General features: G+C 51.9%; 13 protein-coding genes. 10 read left to right on the top strand and 3 right to left on the bottom strand.

The window, feature by feature from the left end; all coding sequences use genetic code 11:
* Positions 1–84: 84 nt before the first annotated feature.
* From rng to JYB87_RS16085, 8 genes are all read left to right on the top strand, one after another.
* Complete coding sequence (gene rng, locus JYB87_RS16120) at positions 85–1596, top strand: ribonuclease G (protein ID WP_207354465.1); 1512 nt, start codon at positions 85–87, stop codon at positions 1594–1596.
* Complete coding sequence (locus JYB87_RS16115) at positions 1596–5885, top strand: YhdP family protein (RefSeq protein WP_207354464.1); 4290 nt, start codon at positions 1596–1598, stop codon at positions 5883–5885. Before rng ends, JYB87_RS16115 begins: the two co-directional genes overlap by 1 nt.
* A complete protein-coding gene (locus tag JYB87_RS16110; protein ID WP_207354463.1) occupies positions 5839–6684 on the top strand; it encodes a carbon-nitrogen hydrolase family protein in 846 nt (281 codons plus the stop codon). The genes JYB87_RS16115 and JYB87_RS16110 overlap by 47 nt, the downstream gene beginning before the upstream one ends.
* A gap of 38 nt (positions 6685–6722) precedes the next feature.
* Entirely contained in the window at positions 6723–8171 is a 1449-nt protein-coding gene (gene tldD / locus JYB87_RS16105) for a metalloprotease TldD (RefSeq protein ID WP_207354462.1), read from the top strand.
* A 100-nt stretch (positions 8172–8271) separates the two neighbouring features.
* On the top strand, positions 8272–9669 hold the full coding sequence (locus JYB87_RS16100) for a TolC family protein (RefSeq protein WP_207354461.1): 1398 nt from the start codon (positions 8272–8274) through the stop codon (positions 9667–9669).
* Positions 9659–10636, top strand: a complete 978-nt coding sequence (locus tag JYB87_RS16095) for an HlyD family secretion protein (RefSeq protein ID WP_207354460.1) — start codon at positions 9659–9661, stop codon at positions 10634–10636. The genes JYB87_RS16100 and JYB87_RS16095 overlap by 11 nt, the downstream gene beginning before the upstream one ends.
* Entirely contained in the window at positions 10636–11784 is a 1149-nt protein-coding gene (locus JYB87_RS16090) for an ABC transporter permease (protein ID WP_207354459.1), read from the top strand. Before JYB87_RS16095 ends, JYB87_RS16090 begins: the two co-directional genes overlap by 1 nt.
* Entirely contained in the window at positions 11781–12935 is a 1155-nt protein-coding gene (locus JYB87_RS16085) for an ABC transporter permease (RefSeq protein ID WP_207354458.1), read from the top strand. Before JYB87_RS16090 ends, JYB87_RS16085 begins: the two co-directional genes overlap by 4 nt.
* A gap of 55 nt (positions 12936–12990) precedes the next feature.
* Here JYB87_RS16085 and yjgA read toward each other — a convergent pair whose 3' ends face one another.
* Complete coding sequence (gene yjgA, locus JYB87_RS16080; protein ID WP_207354457.1) at positions 12991–13530, bottom strand: ribosome biogenesis factor YjgA; 540 nt, start codon at positions 13528–13530, stop codon at positions 12991–12993.
* Positions 13531–13688: 158 nt separating this feature from the next.
* On the opposite strand from yjgA, the gene pmbA reads away from it, so the two are divergent.
* Positions 13689–15032 carry a metalloprotease PmbA gene (gene pmbA, locus JYB87_RS16075; RefSeq protein WP_207354456.1) on the top strand — a complete coding sequence of 448 codons (1344 nt, stop codon included), beginning with the start codon at positions 13689–13691 and terminating at the stop codon, positions 15030–15032.
* Positions 15033–15085: 53 nt separating this feature from the next.
* On the opposite strand, the gene JYB87_RS16070 is transcribed toward pmbA, so the two are convergent.
* Positions 15086–15724: a hypothetical protein gene (locus tag JYB87_RS16070; protein ID WP_207354455.1), complete on the bottom strand. Its 639-nt coding sequence runs from the start codon at positions 15722–15724 to the stop codon at positions 15086–15088.
* Between the two features lie 236 nt (positions 15725–15960).
* On the opposite strand from JYB87_RS16070, the gene JYB87_RS16065 reads away from it, so the two are divergent.
* Entirely contained in the window at positions 15961–16191 is a 231-nt protein-coding gene (locus JYB87_RS16065) for a ribosome alternative rescue factor ArfA (protein WP_207354454.1), read from the top strand.
* Positions 16192–16268: 77 nt separating this feature from the next.
* Here JYB87_RS16065 and rimO read toward each other — a convergent pair whose 3' ends face one another.
* Entirely contained in the window at positions 16269–17711 is a 1443-nt protein-coding gene (gene rimO / locus JYB87_RS16060; RefSeq protein WP_207354453.1) for a 30S ribosomal protein S12 methylthiotransferase RimO, read from the bottom strand.
* Positions 17712–17846 lie beyond the last annotated feature (135 nt).

Raw genomic sequence — 17846 nt, 5'->3', positions numbered from 1 at the left:
ATTCGGCTTTAACGCGTTTCGGGTGCAGATTTCATCTGAAGCAACCGATAAAATCAAACGATCAGCATTCAGCAGGGGTACATTGTGAGTTCCAATGGTTTCGTCAATAGCAAGGCTGCACCGCGTAAGGCAGGTTCAGAGCTGTTGATCAACGTGACTCCCACAGAAGCTAGAGTTGCTTTGATCGAACATGGTGTATTGCAAGAGGTCCACATCGAACGCCGTATGAAGCGGGGTTTGGTGGGTAATATCTACAAAGGCAAAATTAGCCGAGTGTTACCCGGCATGCAAGCCGCATTTGTGGATATCGGCTTAGATAAAGCCGCCTTTTTGCATGCGTCCGATATTTTCCCGCATACCGAATGTGTTGCCGACATTGAGAAAGGCAACTTTGTGGTGCGCGATATCGCCGAATTGGTCCGCCAAGGGCAAGACATTATGGTGCAAGTGGTGAAAGACCCTCTCGGCACCAAAGGCGCGCGTTTAACCACCGACATCACGCTTCCCTCGCGTTATTTGGTATTTATGCCGGGCTCTAGCCACATCGGTGTGTCGCAGCGGATTGAGTCTGAAGAGGAGCGAGTACGCCTCAAAGATATTACCGTGCCGTTTGTGGATGAAGATGGCGGCTTTATTATCCGCACAGCGGCAGAAGGCGCGGGCGCCGATGAACTGCGCCAAGATGCGGCATTTTTACGCCGCGTGTGGGCCAAAGTCAGTGAGCGGCGTAAACGCCCGGGTACTATGTTGCTCTATCAAGATCTCGCCTTGCCGGTGCGGGTGGTGCGTGATTTTGTTGGGCTCGATCTCGATAGTATTCAAGTGGATGCCAGTAGCACTGTCGAAGAGCTGCAGCAGTTTGCACAAGAATTTATGCCCGAGGTGGCAGGAAAGATTGAGCATTACGACGGCCCGTCGCCGCTGTTTGATCTGTACGACGTTGAAAATGAAATCCAGCGCGCACTGGAACGTAAGGTTGAGCTTAAATCCGGCGGCTATCTGATCATCGATCAAACCGAAGCCATGACCACGGTAGATATCAACACCGGTGGCTTTGTAGGGCATCGGAACCTCGAAGAAACCATCTTCAACACCAACATGGAAGCCACCTTAGCGATTGCGCGGCAACTGCGCTTACGTAACCTCGGCGGCATTATCATTATCGACTTTATCGATATGACCAACGAGGAGCACAAGCAACGGGTGTTGAACAGTCTGGCTACCGCGTTGTCCAAAGATCGGGTGAAAACCAATATCTCCGGCTTTAGTGGCTTGGGCTTAGTGGAAATGACCCGTAAGCGCACCCGCGAAAGTTTAGAGCATGTGTTGTGTGGCGAATGCCCAGCATGTCGTGGTGCCGGTTCAATGAAGACGGTGGAAACCGTGTCGTACGAGATTTTCCGCGAAATTATCCGCCTTGACCGTACTTATAAAGCCGATGAGTTTTTGATTTATTGCGCGCCCGCAGTGTATGAAAGTCTCGCTGCCGATGAAGCACATTCGCTGGCTGAGCTGGAAGTGTATATCGGTAAGCGAGTGCGGTTGCAGTGTGAACCTATGTACGTGCAAAGCAAATTTGATGTGGTGATGGTTTAGTGACACAACGCCTAACTTACAAGATTGGCCGGCTATTTTGGCAAGTTTTAGCACTGATTTTGGTGTTATTCGCGCTAACGGTCAGTCTTATTCGCGGCCTACTGCCGCAGCTCGATGAACAGCGTTTAGCGCAATACGTTGAGCAGCAGTATGGGGTGCAACTGAAGTTAGGCCAACTGTCCGCCAAGTGGCAAGCGTATGGCCCGTCGGTCAGCGTCGCGTCTGTGTCATTGCCGCAGCAATCGCAGCTACCGCTCACCTTTGCGGTGCAAAATGTGCAGATTAAACTCGATTTCTGGCAAACCCTGCTAACCCTTAAACCACAGGTTGAAAACGTTAACTTTGATCATGTCTATCTGACGCTCGATCTCGACAAGTTGACTCGCCCGGCTGCTGCGTCTGCTGCGACCACCGCAAAAGCGGCTTCTACTCACACGAATCTTGATTGGCTCTATGCCTTGCTGTTAGAGCAACTCGAACAATATGCGATTGATGATGCCACGGTGCAGTTGGTGTCCGCGGCGCATCAATATCAACCCATCCATCTGCGCCAATTGCGTTGGCTCAATCACGGTCAGCGTCACCGCGCCAGTGGCGCACTGTATCTGGATGAAACCCCTTTGGGCGGTGAGCACTTAAGCCTCAATGTCGATCTTGCAGGGGATGGTTATGATCCTGACAGCATTAAAGGCCAGCTCTACCTGACGGCTAATCAACTTAACCTAGGCGCATGGGCATCTGAGCGCAGTAAAGCGCGAAATGAGCCGCTGTCGATTCCGGTGCAAGGGGTGGTTAATCTACAAGCTTGGTTTGATGTTAGTCAGCGCAGCATTGGCAGTGGTTTGATTCGGCTGGGGCAGAGCGCATTAGATTGGCAGCAGGAGAACGAGCAGCAAAGTTTCGCCATTGATGGCGGTGATTTTGTGTGGCATAGCACCGCAACTGGCTGGCAATTTAGCAGTCAGGGGCTGGCATTTCGCAGTAACAAGCAGTCGTGGCAGGATTTTAGCGTACAGGCCGAGCGCCGTGGTAAGCAGCTGTATGGTCATGTGTCGAGCATTGAGCTGTCAGCGTTGCGGCCACTTATCCCGTTAATCCCGGGCATTAGTCCGACCGCGCTGCAGCAAGTGTTGGATCTCAATACGAGCGGGCAAATTAGCGCGCTGAATCTCTATCAAGGTGATGATCAACAACTGCAGTTGAGCGTGCCGATTAAACAGGTCAGTTGGCGGCCATCGGCAGGCGTACCGGGCAGTGCTCCGCTCGATATTACTTTAGCGTTGCATGGCGGCTTTCTGTCTGCCGAGCTTCCAGCGCAGGCCTATCAGTTAGATTTTGGCGATCAATTTAGCGCACCGTTACAATTTGACGGCGAGGCAATGAAACTGGGGTTTGATCTGGCGGCGCAGCGATTAATCGTGCCTGCACTGGCGTTAGCTAACTCAGATTTAAGCTTAAACGCCAGCGCCGCGATGGATTTTAGCGAGAGTCCACAACTGAGTTTGTCAGCAGCACTGCAACTGCATGATATGGCCAAAGCGCATCGTTATTTTCCGATCAAAGCGATGGGTAAAGACCTTAGCAGCTATCTGACCAACGCCATCAAAGCGGGGCATACCGATGATGCCGCCGTGGTGTGGCGCGGCGCCTTTGCCGATTTTCCTTATGCCGAGCAGCAAGGGGTATTTCAAGCAGGCTTTACTATGAAGCAAGGGAGCTATGCATTTCAGCCGAACTGGCCTGCGGTGACGCAATTAACCCTCGATGCCCTATTTGAAAACGCCGCCATGAAGCTCCATGTGCAGCAAGGGATGCTGCGCAAAGTGGATATTAGCGGCGCCGATATTGTGATCCCAACTATGGCTGAGCATAGCCAGTTGTTGGTGGATGCCAAGCTCAATGCCCGAGGCCAAGATGTCACCGAGGTGATGAAACGTTCGCCGCTGACCAGTGTCAGTTCCACCCTCAATATCGTGCAGATCCGCGGCGCGATTGAAGGCGAGTTGCATCTGGACATTCCGCTCTACGAAGGTGGTCAAACGGATGTGCGGGGTCAGGTCGCATTTAACAATACGCCAGTGTACGTCAGTAAACCTGGGGTGTTCCTCAATAAGCTGAATGGCAATGTCAGCTTTGTCAATGAATTGATTAGCTCCGAAAAACTGACCGGATTCATGTACCGTCAACCGCTGAGCTTGAGTTTCAATACTGGCCGCGTCAATGAGCACTTTGGTGTCAATGTGAAGCTGAACAGTCAGTGGGATCTGAGTCGCTTGCCCGATGAACTCAACAATCCGCTCAAACCGTTTTATAGCGGCAAAATGGGCTGGAACGCTAACTTACGGCTGATTTTTGATGACACAGGTTTTCGCGTGCAAGCCAATGCCGATGCCGATTTAACCCAAACCGCGTTAAATATGCCGGCACCATTTAATAAGCTGGTCGGGCAACCACTCAGCGCCTCGGCTGAACTACTGGGTGACGATAAACAGGCATCACTCGATATCCGCATGGCCAATCTCGCCGAATTCTGGGGCAGTTTTGATGTCGATGCCGACAATCTGAAAAGCTACGATGTCATGCTCGGTCGCCCTTTCCGCAGCGGTGATAGTCTGACGAAGCAAGATGGTAAGTTGTGGCTGGCGTTAGGCGAAACCCAATTTAATGATTGGCAACCAGTGATTGAAGCCTTTGTTAATTATGGCAAAGTGCAAGCGGATCGCCAAAGTGCTGAGCCCGTGGTGAATGCTGATGTGGCAGCAAGCACCGCAGCAATGGATGCGACGGCGGTCCCCGCCACTGATGTTGTCGAGCTGATAGACGCGGCAAAACCGCGAGGCTTCTTCCCTCCATTAGCGGCGATCGGCGGTAACGTGGCACAACTCGCCATGTTGGGTCATCAATTCACCAACGTGAATCTAGACGCGCATGATACTGAGCAGTCTTGGCAGTTTAATATCGACGCACCGGAATTTAACGGCAGCGTGGAGATCTTCCCCGATTGGTGGAATCAAGGCTTAAAAGTGGTCGCGAATCACTTGGCATTGGTAGCCGTCCCTGCAACCGCTGCAGACTCTGCCGCTACCGTTACTGAACCATCGCAACTACCGCCATTAGCGGTGGATATTAACGATTTTAGTTACCTCGGACGCGGTCTTGGTCACCTAGTATTACAAGGCGCACCGTCAGAGAGTGGCTATCATATCCAAACCTTTTCGTTAAGCTCGCCAGCAGGTGAGTTGCAAGGGCAGGGCGACTGGTTAACCAAAGATGGCGAGAACCTCACCAAGGTCAACTTTGCCGTAGATTCGGCCAATTTTGAACAACTGGCGGCCATTTTTGACGTCAACCCAGGCGTGAAAGAATCGGCGTTAAAGCTCAACGCTAACCTTGATTGGCACGGCAGCCCAACCGCCTTTAATCTGCCGACCTTAAACGGTGACGTGCGCTTTGATCTTGGTAAAGGCCATATGGAGCAGCTAAGCGACAAAGGTGCGCGCATTTTCTCGCTGTTTAGCTTGGATTCGCTGCTGCGTAAACTGTCGCTCGATTTCTCGGATGTGTTTGGTAAAGGGCTTTATTTCAATAGCTTTGGTGGCGACTTGCGTTTGAATAACGGACAGTTACAAACCACCAATACCGAGATGGATGCGGTAGCGGGCAACATGAATGTGCGCGGTTACACCGATTTGGTTAGTCAAAGCCTCAACTATGACATTCGTTTTGCGCCAAAATTGGCCTCAAGTGTACCAACGGTGGTACTGCTGAGTACCAGCGCGTGGACGATGGGCTTGGGCGCGTTCGCCTTAACCAAGGTGCTCGAGCCAGTGATTGAAGTCATCTCGGAAATTCGTTTCCGCCTCACTGGCACCATGGCGAATCCTAAGTTGGAAGAGCTTGAGCGTAAAAGCAAAGAGATAGAGATCCCGAAGAGTATTCTGCCGACGGATAACGCGGTGGATGCCAATAATACAGAGGCGGAACTACACAATGGCGGTGATGTAAACGCCACTGATGCCACCGCGCCAGCGGCAGTTGAGGTTGCTGTGCCAGCAGCAAATGATGCAAGCCAAAAGACTATGCCAAGCAATGTGGTGCCGATGCCAACATCTCCTGCTGCGCAACCCTCGCAACCGAAGCTTGAGTCGCAGGTTGAGCCAGCCGTTGAACCAACAGCTGAGCAATTGCCCCCTGCCATGACATTGCCACAACCCGAGCCGCCAGCGACCGAGGAGCTACCCCATGCAAGTCAGCCTGTTACAGTGCCAAAGCAGCCGCAAGCCGCTTGAGAATCTCGCGTTTATTGAGCAGCAACTGGCGCAGTTACCGCGTCAGGCCGCTGAGCCTCAATTGGTGGTATTGCCAGAATGTAGTTTGTTGTTCGGCGGCCACGAAGGTGAGCAGTTAGCTTGGGCGTCAACCAGCGGCGATGATTCGCTCAAAGCCCGACTCGCCACATTAGCTAAACGTTATCAAGTATATCTTGCGGCAGGGACGATTCCAGTCGCCAGTGGGGATGGCCGCGTGTATAGCCGCAGCATTTTGTTTGACGATCAAGGTGTTGAACTCGGCAGTTACGACAAATTGCATCTGTTTGATGTGAATGTCAGTGATAACACTGGCGCCTATCGTGAAAGTGACACCTTTTGCGCGGGTGAGCGGGTATCGGTGATCCCCACGCCCTTTGGCAATCTGGGGATGACCGTATGTTACGATCTGCGCTTTGCCGATCTGTTTCGAGCACTGCGGCTGCAGGGAGCTGAGCTGATTATCGTTCCCGCGGCGTTTACTAAAGTCACGGGGGCGGCGCATTGGGAAGTTTTACTGCGCGCCCGCGCCATCGAAACCCAGTGCTATATTTTGGCGGCGGCACAATGGGGCGCCCATAATGAAGGCGGGCGTCAAACCTGGGGGCAGTCGATGATTGTCGACCCTTGGGGCAACATTGTGGCGCAGTTAGCCGAGGGCACCGGCTGGGTGCAAGCTAAGCTAGATAAACAGCTAGTTGCGAAAGTTCGTCAAGATATGCCAGTCTGCCAACATAATCGCTTTGCGGCACCGCAATTACAGGCGGCGTCGAAAAAATAATTATCAACCAGAACCTGTGTTCTAGTGAGAGTGTATTCATGCCATTTTTAACTCAAGTTGGGGACAGCCTGTTACAGCAAGGACTCGATCTCGAAGATCTGCAAGGCTATCTGAAACGCATCCATCAGCATCAAGTGGATTTTGCCGATCTGTATTTCCAAGGCAGTCGCCACGAGTCATGGGTGCTGGAAGACGGCATCATCAAAGAAGGCAGTTTTCATATTGAACGGGGCGTGGGTGTACGCGCCAACAGTGGTGAAAAAACCGGATTTGCTTACGCGGATGAAATTACTCCGCACGCGTTAACCGCAGCAGCTGAAGCCGCTCGTGGTATTGCCGCCAGTGGCGCCCAACACAAGGTACAGGCGTGGAAACGTCGCGGCGTTAAGCCGATATATGCCGAGCACGATCCAATCGCGGCGCTCAACGAAGCCCGCAAAATTGAGCTGCTCAAACAAGCTGATGCCTATATTCGCAGTCTTGATAGCCGCATCATTCAAGTGGTGGTCAGCCTTGCTGGGGTTTACGAAGAGATCCTCGTCGCCGCCAGTGATGGCACTTTGGCTGCCGATATTCGGCCACTGGTGCGGTTTAACTGTTCGGTGATTATTGAAGACAAGGGGCGCCGTGAGCGCGGTGGTTCAGGTGGCGGTGGTCGTCACGACTACTCAGTATTGATGGCTAATGGCGATGATGGTTTGCCCATGTGCTTTGCCTTTGCCCGTGAAGCGGTGCGCCAAGCGCAAGTCAACATCACGGCCATTGATGCACCTGCCGGTGAAATGCCGGTGGTATTGGGTGCTGGGTGGCCAGGCGTATTGTTGCATGAAGCCGTTGGTCATGGCCTTGAAGGTGACTTTAACCGTAAAGGCAGCAGTGCCTTTAGTGGGCGTGTGGGGCAACAAGTGGCGTCAGAACTGGTCACTGTTGTGGATGATGGCACTCTGCCAAATCGTCGTGGCTCGCTCAATATCGATGATGAAGGCACACCAACGCATTACAACGTATTGATTGAAAACGGCGTGCTCAAGGGCTACATGCAGGACAAGCTCAATGCGCGCTTGATGGGACAAGCGCCGACCGGAAACGGCCGCCGTGAATCCTATGCCCATCTGCCAATGCCACGGATGACCAACACCTACATGCTGGCGGGGCAGAGCGATCCAAAAGACATTATCGCCTCAGTTGAAAAGGGGATCTACGCGCCTAACTTTGGTGGCGGCCAAGTGGATATCACCTCAGGTAAATTTGTGTTCTCTGCCTCAGAAGCTTATCTGATTGAAAACGGCGAAATTACCCAAGCGGTCAAAGGTGCCACCTTGATCGGTAACGGCCCAGAAGCGATGAGCATGATCTCCATGGTCGGTAACGATCTGGCGTTGGATAAAGGGGTTGGCGTTTGTGGTAAGGATGGCCAAAGCGTTCCCGTCGGCGTTGGCCAACCTACGCTGAAACTCGACCGCATGACGGTAGGCGGCACAGCTTAAACCAGTTGGGTTTAATGTCGCCTTTGTTGGCTTGCTGGCATCTCATAGGTGCCAGTGATATTATCTACATGGAGTTAGAGTAAATACTCTAGAGGTTTGGATGAAGCGCAACAAAATAGTGTGTTGGTTAAGTTTGCTGTGGTTGCCGTTGGCACAGGCAACGCCAGTGAGTTTGGCTGATGCATGGCAACAGCTACAACAAGTGAGCGATAAGTTAGCGGCGGACGGCCTGCAAATGGTCTCTGCCGAAGCTGAGCAGCAAGCAGCCAAAGAGCTTTACTTGCCGTCACTTACCCTAAACGGCAGTTATACTCGGCTGGAAAAGCCGCTCGAACTGGATATCACCCGCTTAAATCCATTGGCATCAATGGATCTGTCCTCATTACCTGCACAGTTTGCCCAAATTTTTGCCGCCATTCCCCATGCGATGTTTATTACGCCGTTCACCGAGCAAGAGGTCTTTAACGCCAGCTTGCAGGCGATGTGGCCGATTTACACCGGTGGCCAAATCACTGCGGCACAAGGCATCCGTAAGGCGCAGCTGGCCGAAAAACAACAGCAACATGAGCTGACTCGGCGTGAGCTATTTACCACGCTGATCGATCGCTATTTTGCCGTGACCGTGAGCCAGTCGTTAGTGAGCACGCAACAGCAGTTGGTCGCATCGCTGACCACCCATTATCAGCACGCGCTAAAAATGGAACAGCAGGGGCAGATAGCCAAAGTTGAGCGACTCAACGCTGAAGTGGCGCTCGACGATGCCAAGGTGACGTTGGCGAGTGCCACGCGCCAATTTGAGTTGGCGCAAATCGCGCTGCGACGTTTACTGCATCAAACCGACGCCAATGCCAGCACGCCGATGTTCGTGCTGCAGCAAGCGCCGTCACTGCCGCAAGTGACTGAATTAACTTTAAGCCAACATCCAGCGCTTAAACTGCTCGCGGCCAAAGAGCAACAAGCCAAGGGTTTGATTGATTTGGAAAATGGCAAATTTAAGCCCACAGTGTATCTGTTCGGTAATTACACCCTGTATGAAGACGATAGCTTACTGTCGCAGATGAGCCCGGATTGGATGGTGGGCGTAGGGGTGCGAGTGCCGATTATTAGCCGCGATGGCCGCAGTGGCAAAGTGTTGGCGGCGAAAAGTGCGTTATTGCAAGCCCGTTATACCAAAGCACAAACCACCGAAGATCTGAGCCTGCTGGTGGATCAGAGTTACCGCCAGATGCAACAGGCCGCAGAGGAGATCCACTCGCTGAATACCTCGCGGGAATTAGCGGTCGAAAATCTGCACCTACGTGAATTGGCATTCAATCAAGGCTTGGCGACCTCGGTGGAGCGCGTTGACGCTGAATTAAAACTCAGTGCAGTCAATACCAAGCAGTTGGCGGCGCAATATCGCTATCTGCAAGCCTATGCACACCTGATGGCAGTTAGCGGGCAATTAGATGATTTTATTGGATACAGTAAACAGCAGGAGATAAGGAATGCGCGCTAATTCGGTACTAGCGACGGTCGCTTTAGGTGGCATTGCTGCCGCGCTGATCTATGGCTTGGTGTTAGCCTACACGCCCACGCCACAACCGCTGCAAGGACAGATGGAAGCGCGTGAATACAACGTCTCGTCTAAAGTGGCGGGCCGAGTAGAGCAAGTGATGGTGCGTCGCGGTGACAGTGTCCAAGCAGGTGATCTGCTGTTTGCTATTGATAGTCCTGAACTCAATGCCAAGTTGCTGCAAGCCAGTGGCGCACTGCAATCGGCGCAAGCCTTGCAGCAAGAGGCAGACAACGGTGCCCGTAAGCAACAAATTGCCGCAGCCCGCGAGCAGTGGCTCAAAGCCAAAGCGGCTGCTGAGCTGGCGAAAACCACTTATGACCGTGTGGAAAACCTTCACCATGATGGGGTGGTCGCACGCCAGAAACGCGATGAAGCCTATACCCAATGGCAAGCGGCCAAATATACCGAACAAGCAGCGAAAGCGATGTTTGATATGGCACAAGAGGGCGCCCGTAGCGAACAAAAAGTTGCTGCTGCTGGGAATGCCAAACGCGCCGAGGGCGCTGTGCAAGAGGTGAATGCGGTACTGGCCGATAGTCAGATGCGTGCACCAAAATCTGGTGAAATTACCGAAGTGTTATTGCAGCCGGGAGAGCTGGCTGGTAGCGGTTTTCCGGTAGTGAGCTTGATTGATATGCAAGATAGCTGGGCCATCTTTCAAGTCCGCGAAGATGCGCTAAAGCAGTTCCATCAAGGTGATATTAAGCAACTACGCATTCCCGCATTGGGCAAGTCATTTGAATTTAAAGTGAGTTATATCAGTGCGCTGGGCGATTTTGCTACTTGGCGTGCTACCGAAAGCGGCCATGATTTTGATCTGCGCACCTTTGAGGTCGAGCTACGGCCTACCACGCCGATTGCGGATCTTCGCGCTGGAATGACGGTGCTGCTGGAGGAGATGGACTAATGTTGGCGCTGCTGCGGCGTGAGCTTCGCTTACTTAAGCAGGACAACTGGCAGCTGGCATTAATCAGTTATATTCCGCTGCTCGGCTTTCTAATGCTGTGGTGGCTATTTTCTTCGGGACTGCCGCGGCAATTGCCGGTGGCATTGGTGGATCAGGATAACTCCAGCGTTAGCCGAATGCTGAGCCGTTCGTTAGACGCCAGCCCGGTAAATCAGGTAATTAGCTACACCAATCACGCTGACGCCGTGGCGGCAATGCGCCAAGGTGAGGTGTTTGCCATGGTCACACTGCCCAATGGTTTACGCCGTGAGTTGCTACTGGGGCAACAGCCGCAAATTGATATTCGTTACACCGGCCAATTTCTGTTGGTGGGTAAGCTATTATCGTCGCAAATCAGTTTAGCGCTGGCGGACGGCTTACAGCATTTGTCACGGCAGTCGCTGCTTGCTCATGGCGTTCCAGCGAAGTTAGTGACTACCCACATTGCCCCCGTCACGACTCAAACCACCGCACTGTTTAATCGCAATACCAACTACGTTGGCTTTTTAGTGCCGCCGATTTTGGTGGCTTTATGGCAACTGCTGGCGATGTTGATCTTTGCCAATGCCCTCAATCGCGAACTAACTCCAAGCCATTGGCAACAAAGCTATCAAATTGGTTGGTTGAAGCTTATCGGTGCCAAATTGGCGCTCTATTTGCCCATCTTGTTGCTGCATGGTCAATTTATGTTAGCGCTGCTTTATGGCTATCTCGGCTTACCTGCCGCGCAGCTGTTATGGTTGCTGCCGGTGCAGTTGTGTTTGTTACTTGCAGTTGGTTTGTGGGTGATGACCATCTTCTTTTTACTGGCCGATAGTGCGCGGGTGATCAGCTTTTCGACCGCGTTGTTTGCCCCAGCCTTTGCCTATATGGGGATTACCTTTCCTACCTCCGAAATGCCGACGATCGCTAAACTATGGCGTCAATTGATGCCATCAAGCCATTACATGGAAGCGCAGATCAGCCTCGTCAGTTATGGCAATGTGCCCTTGATGTGGCAACACTGCGCGGGGATGGCGGGTTTTTTACTGCTGTTGATCCCAGCACTTTTGTTGGCTTATAAACGCCGCCCCAACCCGGCATTGATGGTAACCGAGGTGGCGCCATGAGTTACTGGGGTTGGATAGTCACTGATCTACTGGCGATTGTGCGCGATCGTGCTATCGCCTTGACCTTGTTTGGCGGTGTGCTGTTTTACTCAGTGCTCTATCCGTTGCCCTATATTCATCAAGTGGCCACTGACCAAGCTGTGGTGGTGGTTGATCTCGATAACTCATCGTTATCGCGGCAGATGATCCGCTATGCCGATGCCAACTCACAAGTAGCTATTATCGCGCGAGCGGGCTCAGTGGCGGAAGCGCAGACAATGATCGACCGTGATCAGGCCAAAGGGCTGTTGCTGATCCCCGAAGGCTTTCGACGCGATCTTTTACGCGGTCAGCAAGTCACCCTAGGTTTTGCCGGAGATGCCAGCTACTTTCTGATCTATTCGGCGGTGGTGCGGGGCTTAACCGAAGCCGGGCTCGATATTAGCGGCAAGTTGCAGCTGCAAGGGTTGTTGGCCAACGGCATTCTACCTGCTGCTGCGGCGAAGCAGGTTGCACCAATAGCCTTGAATGAAGTGGCGGTATTTAATGCTGGCTTGGGTTATCCCGGCTATGTGGTGCCAGGGTTGTTTTTGCTGATCCTGCACCAAACCCTGCTGATCGGTATGGGGATCTTGGGCGCTGGGCAATGGCGTCAAACAGGTTACTGGCAGCAGTTTTCGCCGTTAACCACTGTGTGCTTACGCATCGCGTCCTTCACACTGCTGTATGCTTTTTTCAGTGCTTTCTATGTCGGCTGGTGCTTCTACGGTTACGATGTCGGGCGTTTGGCGTCCCTTGGGCAAGTATTACTGCTGATGCTACCATTTTTGCTGGCCACCGCAGCGGCGGGCATGGCACTCAGCACCTTGTTCAATCGGCGTGATTTGCCCACCCAAGTGATGCTGTTAACCTCGATGCCAATCCTATTTGTGGGCGGCTTTGTGTGGCCACTGACGCTAATCCCTGAGCCGTTGATTTGGCTTTCGCAACTGGTGCCTGCCATTCCGGGCATGATGGCGATGTTGCAACTAAATCAGATGGGCGCGGATTGGAGCCAAATCATGCCGCAGTGGTTGCAGTTATGGGGTTTGGCGTTGGGGTATCTGCTATTAGCTGTGTGGGGTGTACGTCGTCGGCAACTCGCGTTGGCCGATGCTATCCATTTGCCATAAAAAAACGCCATCAGCAGTGAGCCGATGGCGTTTCTTGTTAGCCGAAATCCGAAAATTACGCTGAGGTTTCTGCCAACAGATATTTAAACAAGTTGCTGGCTGCGGCTGATTGGCTCAGCTCCACTTTGGTCAACTCTTTGCTGGCTTGACGCAGCATTTGGCGCAATTTTTGGCGATCCAATGATGGGTATTGTTCAACCAATTCTTGCACCGCAGCATCACCTTCCGCTAACAGTCTGTCGCGTAATTTCTCAGTCAACTGCACTTGCGCAGCCACCTGATTTTTACGGTTCATGATCTTGTCTAGTGAGGCTTTAATCGGCTCAATATCAATATTACGCATCAAACGGCCGATATACTGCACCTGACGGCGGTGAGCATCAGTATTCGGCTTGATTTTTTTAGCCAACGCCAACGCATCCAGCAGCGAATCATCAAGGGTGATACGGTCTAGCTGGCTTTTGCTAAGTGTCAGTAACTGCGCACCTAGGTCTTGAGCAGCAGTACTTTCGCGTTTTAATGCGGACTTACTAACATACTCGCCATCGTGGTCATAGGGTTGTTTTAACAGCTCGGAATCGTCGACGATCTTCATAACTCTGGTTTCCTGTGAAATCGCGCAGATTGTAGCATTACAAAGCGATTTCGTCTGCATCGGCGCCGATTTTCATTCGCTTTCGTCAGTTTTGTATATGAGAACTCAGCGCGGGTTTGTTATGCTTAACGGCATAATTTTCTTGAGTGAGTTGCATAGTGTCAGTTCCATTCATCGATTCCGAGCTGTCGGCACTGCAAGATGCGGTAGCCACAGCACTTGAATATGCCCGCAGTTTAGGCAGCAGTGCCGCCGAAGTTGCCATCAGTAAACAGCAAGGTTTGAGTGTTTCTTGTCGTTTAAAAGAGGTGGAAACGGTTGAATTTAATAAAGATGGTGCCTTGGGGATCACCGTCTACCGGGATGGGCACAAGGGCAACTCCTCAACTTCAGATCTCTCTCCTGAAGCGATTCGCCAAGCAGTAAAAGCCGCCGATGGCATTGCGCGTTATACCAGTCAAGACCCTGCTGCAGGGTTAGCTGACGCCGAGTTGATGGCGACCGAATTCCCCGATTTAGATCTGTACCACCCACGCCATAGTACCGCTGAAGAGTTGGCTGAATTAGCCATTGAAGCCGAAACCGCTGCGCTGGCATTTGATCCGCGGGTGACCAACTCCGATGGCGCAACGGCGAATTCGCACAGCAGTATTAAAGTGTATGGCAATAGCCACGGTTTTTTGCACGGTTACTGCAGCAGCCGTTACAGCTTGAGCTGTGTGGTCATTGGCAGCGATGAAGCGGGCGATATGCAGCGTGATTATGATTACGCTGTGGCGCGCCAATATGAGCAGCTGTTGTCTGCCGCTGAGATTGGCCGCAGTGCCGCGAAGAAAACCATTAATCGACTTGGCGCGCGTAAATTACCTACTGGCAAACTGCCGGTGATTTTTGCACCAGAGTTGGCCACGGGTTTGCTGGGGCACTTTGTTGGCGCGATCAGCGGTTCAAGTTTGTATCGCAAATCCAGCTTCTTGCAGGATTCGCTCAATCAACAGCTATTCCCTGAATGGTTCAGTATTCAAGAGCAACCGCACTTACGCGGCGGCTTGGCCAGCGCCATGTACGATAGTGAAGGGGTGGCGACTCAAGACCGCGCCATCATCACCGATGGTGTGCTGCAAACCTATCTGTTGACCAGTTACTCGGCGCGTAAACTCGGTATGAAGAATACCGGTCATGCTGGCGGTATTTACAACTGGACTGTGTCCGACAGCGGTAAAACCTTGGAACAACTGTTAACACAGATGGGCACTGGCTTATTAGTCACTGAAGTGATGGGGCAAGGCGTTAACGCAGTGACCGGTGATTACTCGCGCGGCGCGGCAGGTTTTTACGTCGAAAACGGTGAAATCCTCTATCCCGTTGAAGAGATCACCATTGCCAGTAATCTGAAAGATATGTACCGCAATATGGTGGCGGTCAGCAGTGATCGCGAGTTGCGCTCTTCAATTCGTACCGGCGCCATTTTGCTCGATGAAATGAAGATCGCCGGTAACTAATCGCGGACATCTTTACTCAAATATCCATAAAAAAGGCGCCAGTGGCGCCTTTTTCAGTAGGGCGAATGTTGCCCCTGTTGTGCCAACGGCAGTAACTGCCGGGTGTAATGTTCGGTCACGGCACTAAATGGGGTTTTGTCGCTGCGATACCACAAGGCTTGATGTTGCAGCACAAAGATTGGTAGGGCGCCTGTCTCTGGCCATAATGGGCGATTACTCAAGCTCTGCCGATAGAACCCCAGCTGGCGGAGTTGGGCACCGAGCTGGAGGTCGGCTTGTTGCAGGTTATCTTTTAGCTCTGGCGGTACCAGACTCGGTACATACCAATGTTCATAAACTGCCACCACTTGGCGATTGCACTGATAACTTAACTTGAGATAACTCAGTTCAGTGTCATAGGTTACCTGCAGCAGTTGTCGAATTTCGGCACTGGGTTGTGGTGCTGCGCCATTGGTTTGGCTGACGCGAATTCCTTGCTGATCGCCCAACACATTTTTGCACCAAGCATTGAGTCTTCGTGGGGCATTCTTGCTGAGGATAAGTTGTTGGTTAAGCTGCATCAGCATCTCGGGTGCAGTCATTAATGGGGGAATACTCAATGATACCGCTTGAGCTGGATCACCGCTCTGAGCAGCGAGTAATCCGATAGAAATCAAGCCTGTGCGAATCAATCCTTTTGCGCCAACAGTCATGAAAAATGTGTCTCGATTATTGTAGTTGTGATGATTAATTGTGGTGTCGGACAATTAATAGCTTTGCGTCAATGTATAGCATTGTGGCGGGGAAATACAGATGAAAATTGCTGGACTTTTAACCCGCTTGGCGTAGTATTGCGGCCGATTTTTTGAACATCTGCTGTAGATGGATGTCCAATCATCGACGCTAAATCGCGTCAGTTAATTCAGTCGTACAAACCGAAGGAGTTGTTATGGCAAAAGCTAAGCTGCGGTCGCAACCGCAACATGAATTTGGGCGCGGAGATATTATGGATAACGCGCTTAAAGCCGCCGTCACCAGTCCGCTGTTTCGCACTCGCACTGAGTCGGCGAAAAAGGGCAAAGGGGCGTTTCAACGTAAGCAACGCAACCAAAAGGGGCAAGCACACAAGGGCTTTGCCCCTTTTGATTTTTATGGATTAGCTATGTCTGTAGGCTGTTAACGCGGTAGCGAAAAATGTTTGGCGCATAAAAAAGCGCGCCATGCGGCACGCTTCTAAACACGTTTCACGCGAGCTAATTAATCCTGCTCAGCTTCATCTGGCATATCTACCAGTTCTGCCCACATATCGTGTTCATCAGAGTGAGTAATCACTGCACGTACCAGATTGCCCGGTTCCAGTTCAGTTTCACCATTGATAAACACCATGCCGTCGATTTCTGGCGCATCGGCATAGCAACGGCCAATTGCACCTTCTTCATCTACGTCGTCGATCAGAATATCCAACTCACGGCCAACTAAACGCGCTAAACGTTCAGCACTGATCTCCGCCTGCACTTCCATAAAGCGCATATAGCGATCTTCTTTTACCTCTTCGCTGATCATCTCTTCACCCAGTTCGTTGGCGGCAGCGCCTTCAACTTCTGAGTATTTGAAACAACCCACGCGATCCAAGCGCGCTTCTTTGAGGAAGTCGAGCAGGATTTGGAAGTCTTCTTCCGTTTCGCCTGGGAAGCCTACAATGAAGGTTGAACGGATCACCAAGTCAGGGCAGATTTCACGCCATTTGCGGATTGCTTCTAATTGACGGTCGATACGGCCCGGACGCTTCATCAGCTTAAGTACCCGTGGGCTGGCATGTTGCAGTGGCAGATCCAGATACGGCAGCACTAAACCTTCCGCCATCAGCGGGATCAACTCATCGACCCAAGGGTATGGGTAAACGTAGTGCAAGCGCACCCACGCGCCCATCTGCCCCAGATGACGCGCCAACTCGGTGATGTTTTGTTTCACTGGCATACCGTTCCAGAAACCGGTACGGCCACCTAAATCTTTACCATAAGCTGAGGTGTCTTGGCTAACTACGAGAATTTCTTGTACGCCACTTTCAACCAAGCGCTTGGCTTCATCCAATACGCTGCCCACTTCGCGGCTGTCGAGGTCACCACGTAGCGAAGGAATGATACAGAAGGTGCAACGGTTGTCGCAGCCTTCAGAAATCTTCAAATAGGCATAGTGCTTAGGGGTTAACTTCACACCTGTTTGTGGGATCAGTGAGGTAAATGGATCGTGCGCTGGCTTTGGCACATATTTGTGCACATGCGAGAGCACAGCTTCGTAGCTATGCGGGCCAGTAATTTCCAACACATCTGGGTGTACTTCACGGATCTGGTTCTCTTTGGCGCCAAGGCAGCCAGTGACCAATACTTTGCCGTTTTCTTCCAGCGCTTCGCGAATCGCATCCAAGGATTCTTCCACTGCGGCATCGATAAAACCACAGGTGTTGACGATGACTAAGTCAGAGTCTTGGTAACTGTTGGTGACTTCATAACCATCAATGCGTAGTTGGGTCAGAATACGTTCTGAATCTACCAAATTCTTGGGACAACCAAGGCTGACAAAGCCAATGCGGTTACCGCTGGCCACAGCGTTATTGCTGTCTGCTGTTTGCGCGAGGGTTTTCTCGGCCGTCTCCAGAGTGGTGGTCTGTTTCGGGTCAAAAGTCTCAACTGAATTTTTCAAGATAGGCGTTCCGCGATGCTATTAACGGGCTGGGCAGTTAGCCCAGAAAAATAAGGCCGCGATTATACCGCAGCCAGCTAAAAGGTACAGCGTCGTTGGCTAAAAAACATCCTGAAGCGCGCCTGAACAAAGGCG

It is taken from the genome of Shewanella avicenniae, assembly GCF_017354945.1.
Lineage (GTDB): Bacteria > Pseudomonadota > Gammaproteobacteria > Enterobacterales > Shewanellaceae > Shewanella > Shewanella avicenniae.
This window is presented reverse-complemented; position numbering and strand designations above follow the sequence as displayed.

Excerpts from the sequence above, each read along its gene's own strand:
- JYB87_RS16110 (WP_207354463.1), top strand. The coding sequence starts at position 5,839 with ATGCAAGTCAGCCTGTTACAGTGCCAAAGCAGCCGCAAGCCGCTTGAG.
- tldD (WP_207354462.1), top strand. The coding sequence starts at position 6,723 with ATGCCATTTTTAACTCAAGTTGGGGACAGCCTGTTACAGCAAGGACTC.
- JYB87_RS16100 (WP_207354461.1), top strand. The coding sequence starts at position 8,272 with ATGAAGCGCAACAAAATAGTGTGTTGGTTAAGTTTGCTGTGGTTGCCG.
- JYB87_RS16095 (WP_207354460.1), top strand. The coding sequence starts at position 9,659 with ATGCGCGCTAATTCGGTACTAGCGACGGTCGCTTTAGGTGGCATTGCT.
- JYB87_RS16090 (WP_207354459.1), top strand. The coding sequence starts at position 10,636 with ATGTTGGCGCTGCTGCGGCGTGAGCTTCGCTTACTTAAGCAGGACAAC.
- JYB87_RS16085 (WP_207354458.1), top strand. The coding sequence starts at position 11,781 with ATGAGTTACTGGGGTTGGATAGTCACTGATCTACTGGCGATTGTGCGC.
- yjgA (WP_207354457.1), bottom strand. The coding sequence starts at position 13,530 with ATGAAGATCGTCGACGATTCCGAGCTGTTAAAACAACCCTATGACCAC.
- JYB87_RS16070 (WP_207354455.1), bottom strand. The coding sequence starts at position 15,724 with ATGACTGTTGGCGCAAAAGGATTGATTCGCACAGGCTTGATTTCTATC.
- JYB87_RS16065 (WP_207354454.1), top strand. The coding sequence starts at position 15,961 with ATGGCAAAAGCTAAGCTGCGGTCGCAACCGCAACATGAATTTGGGCGC.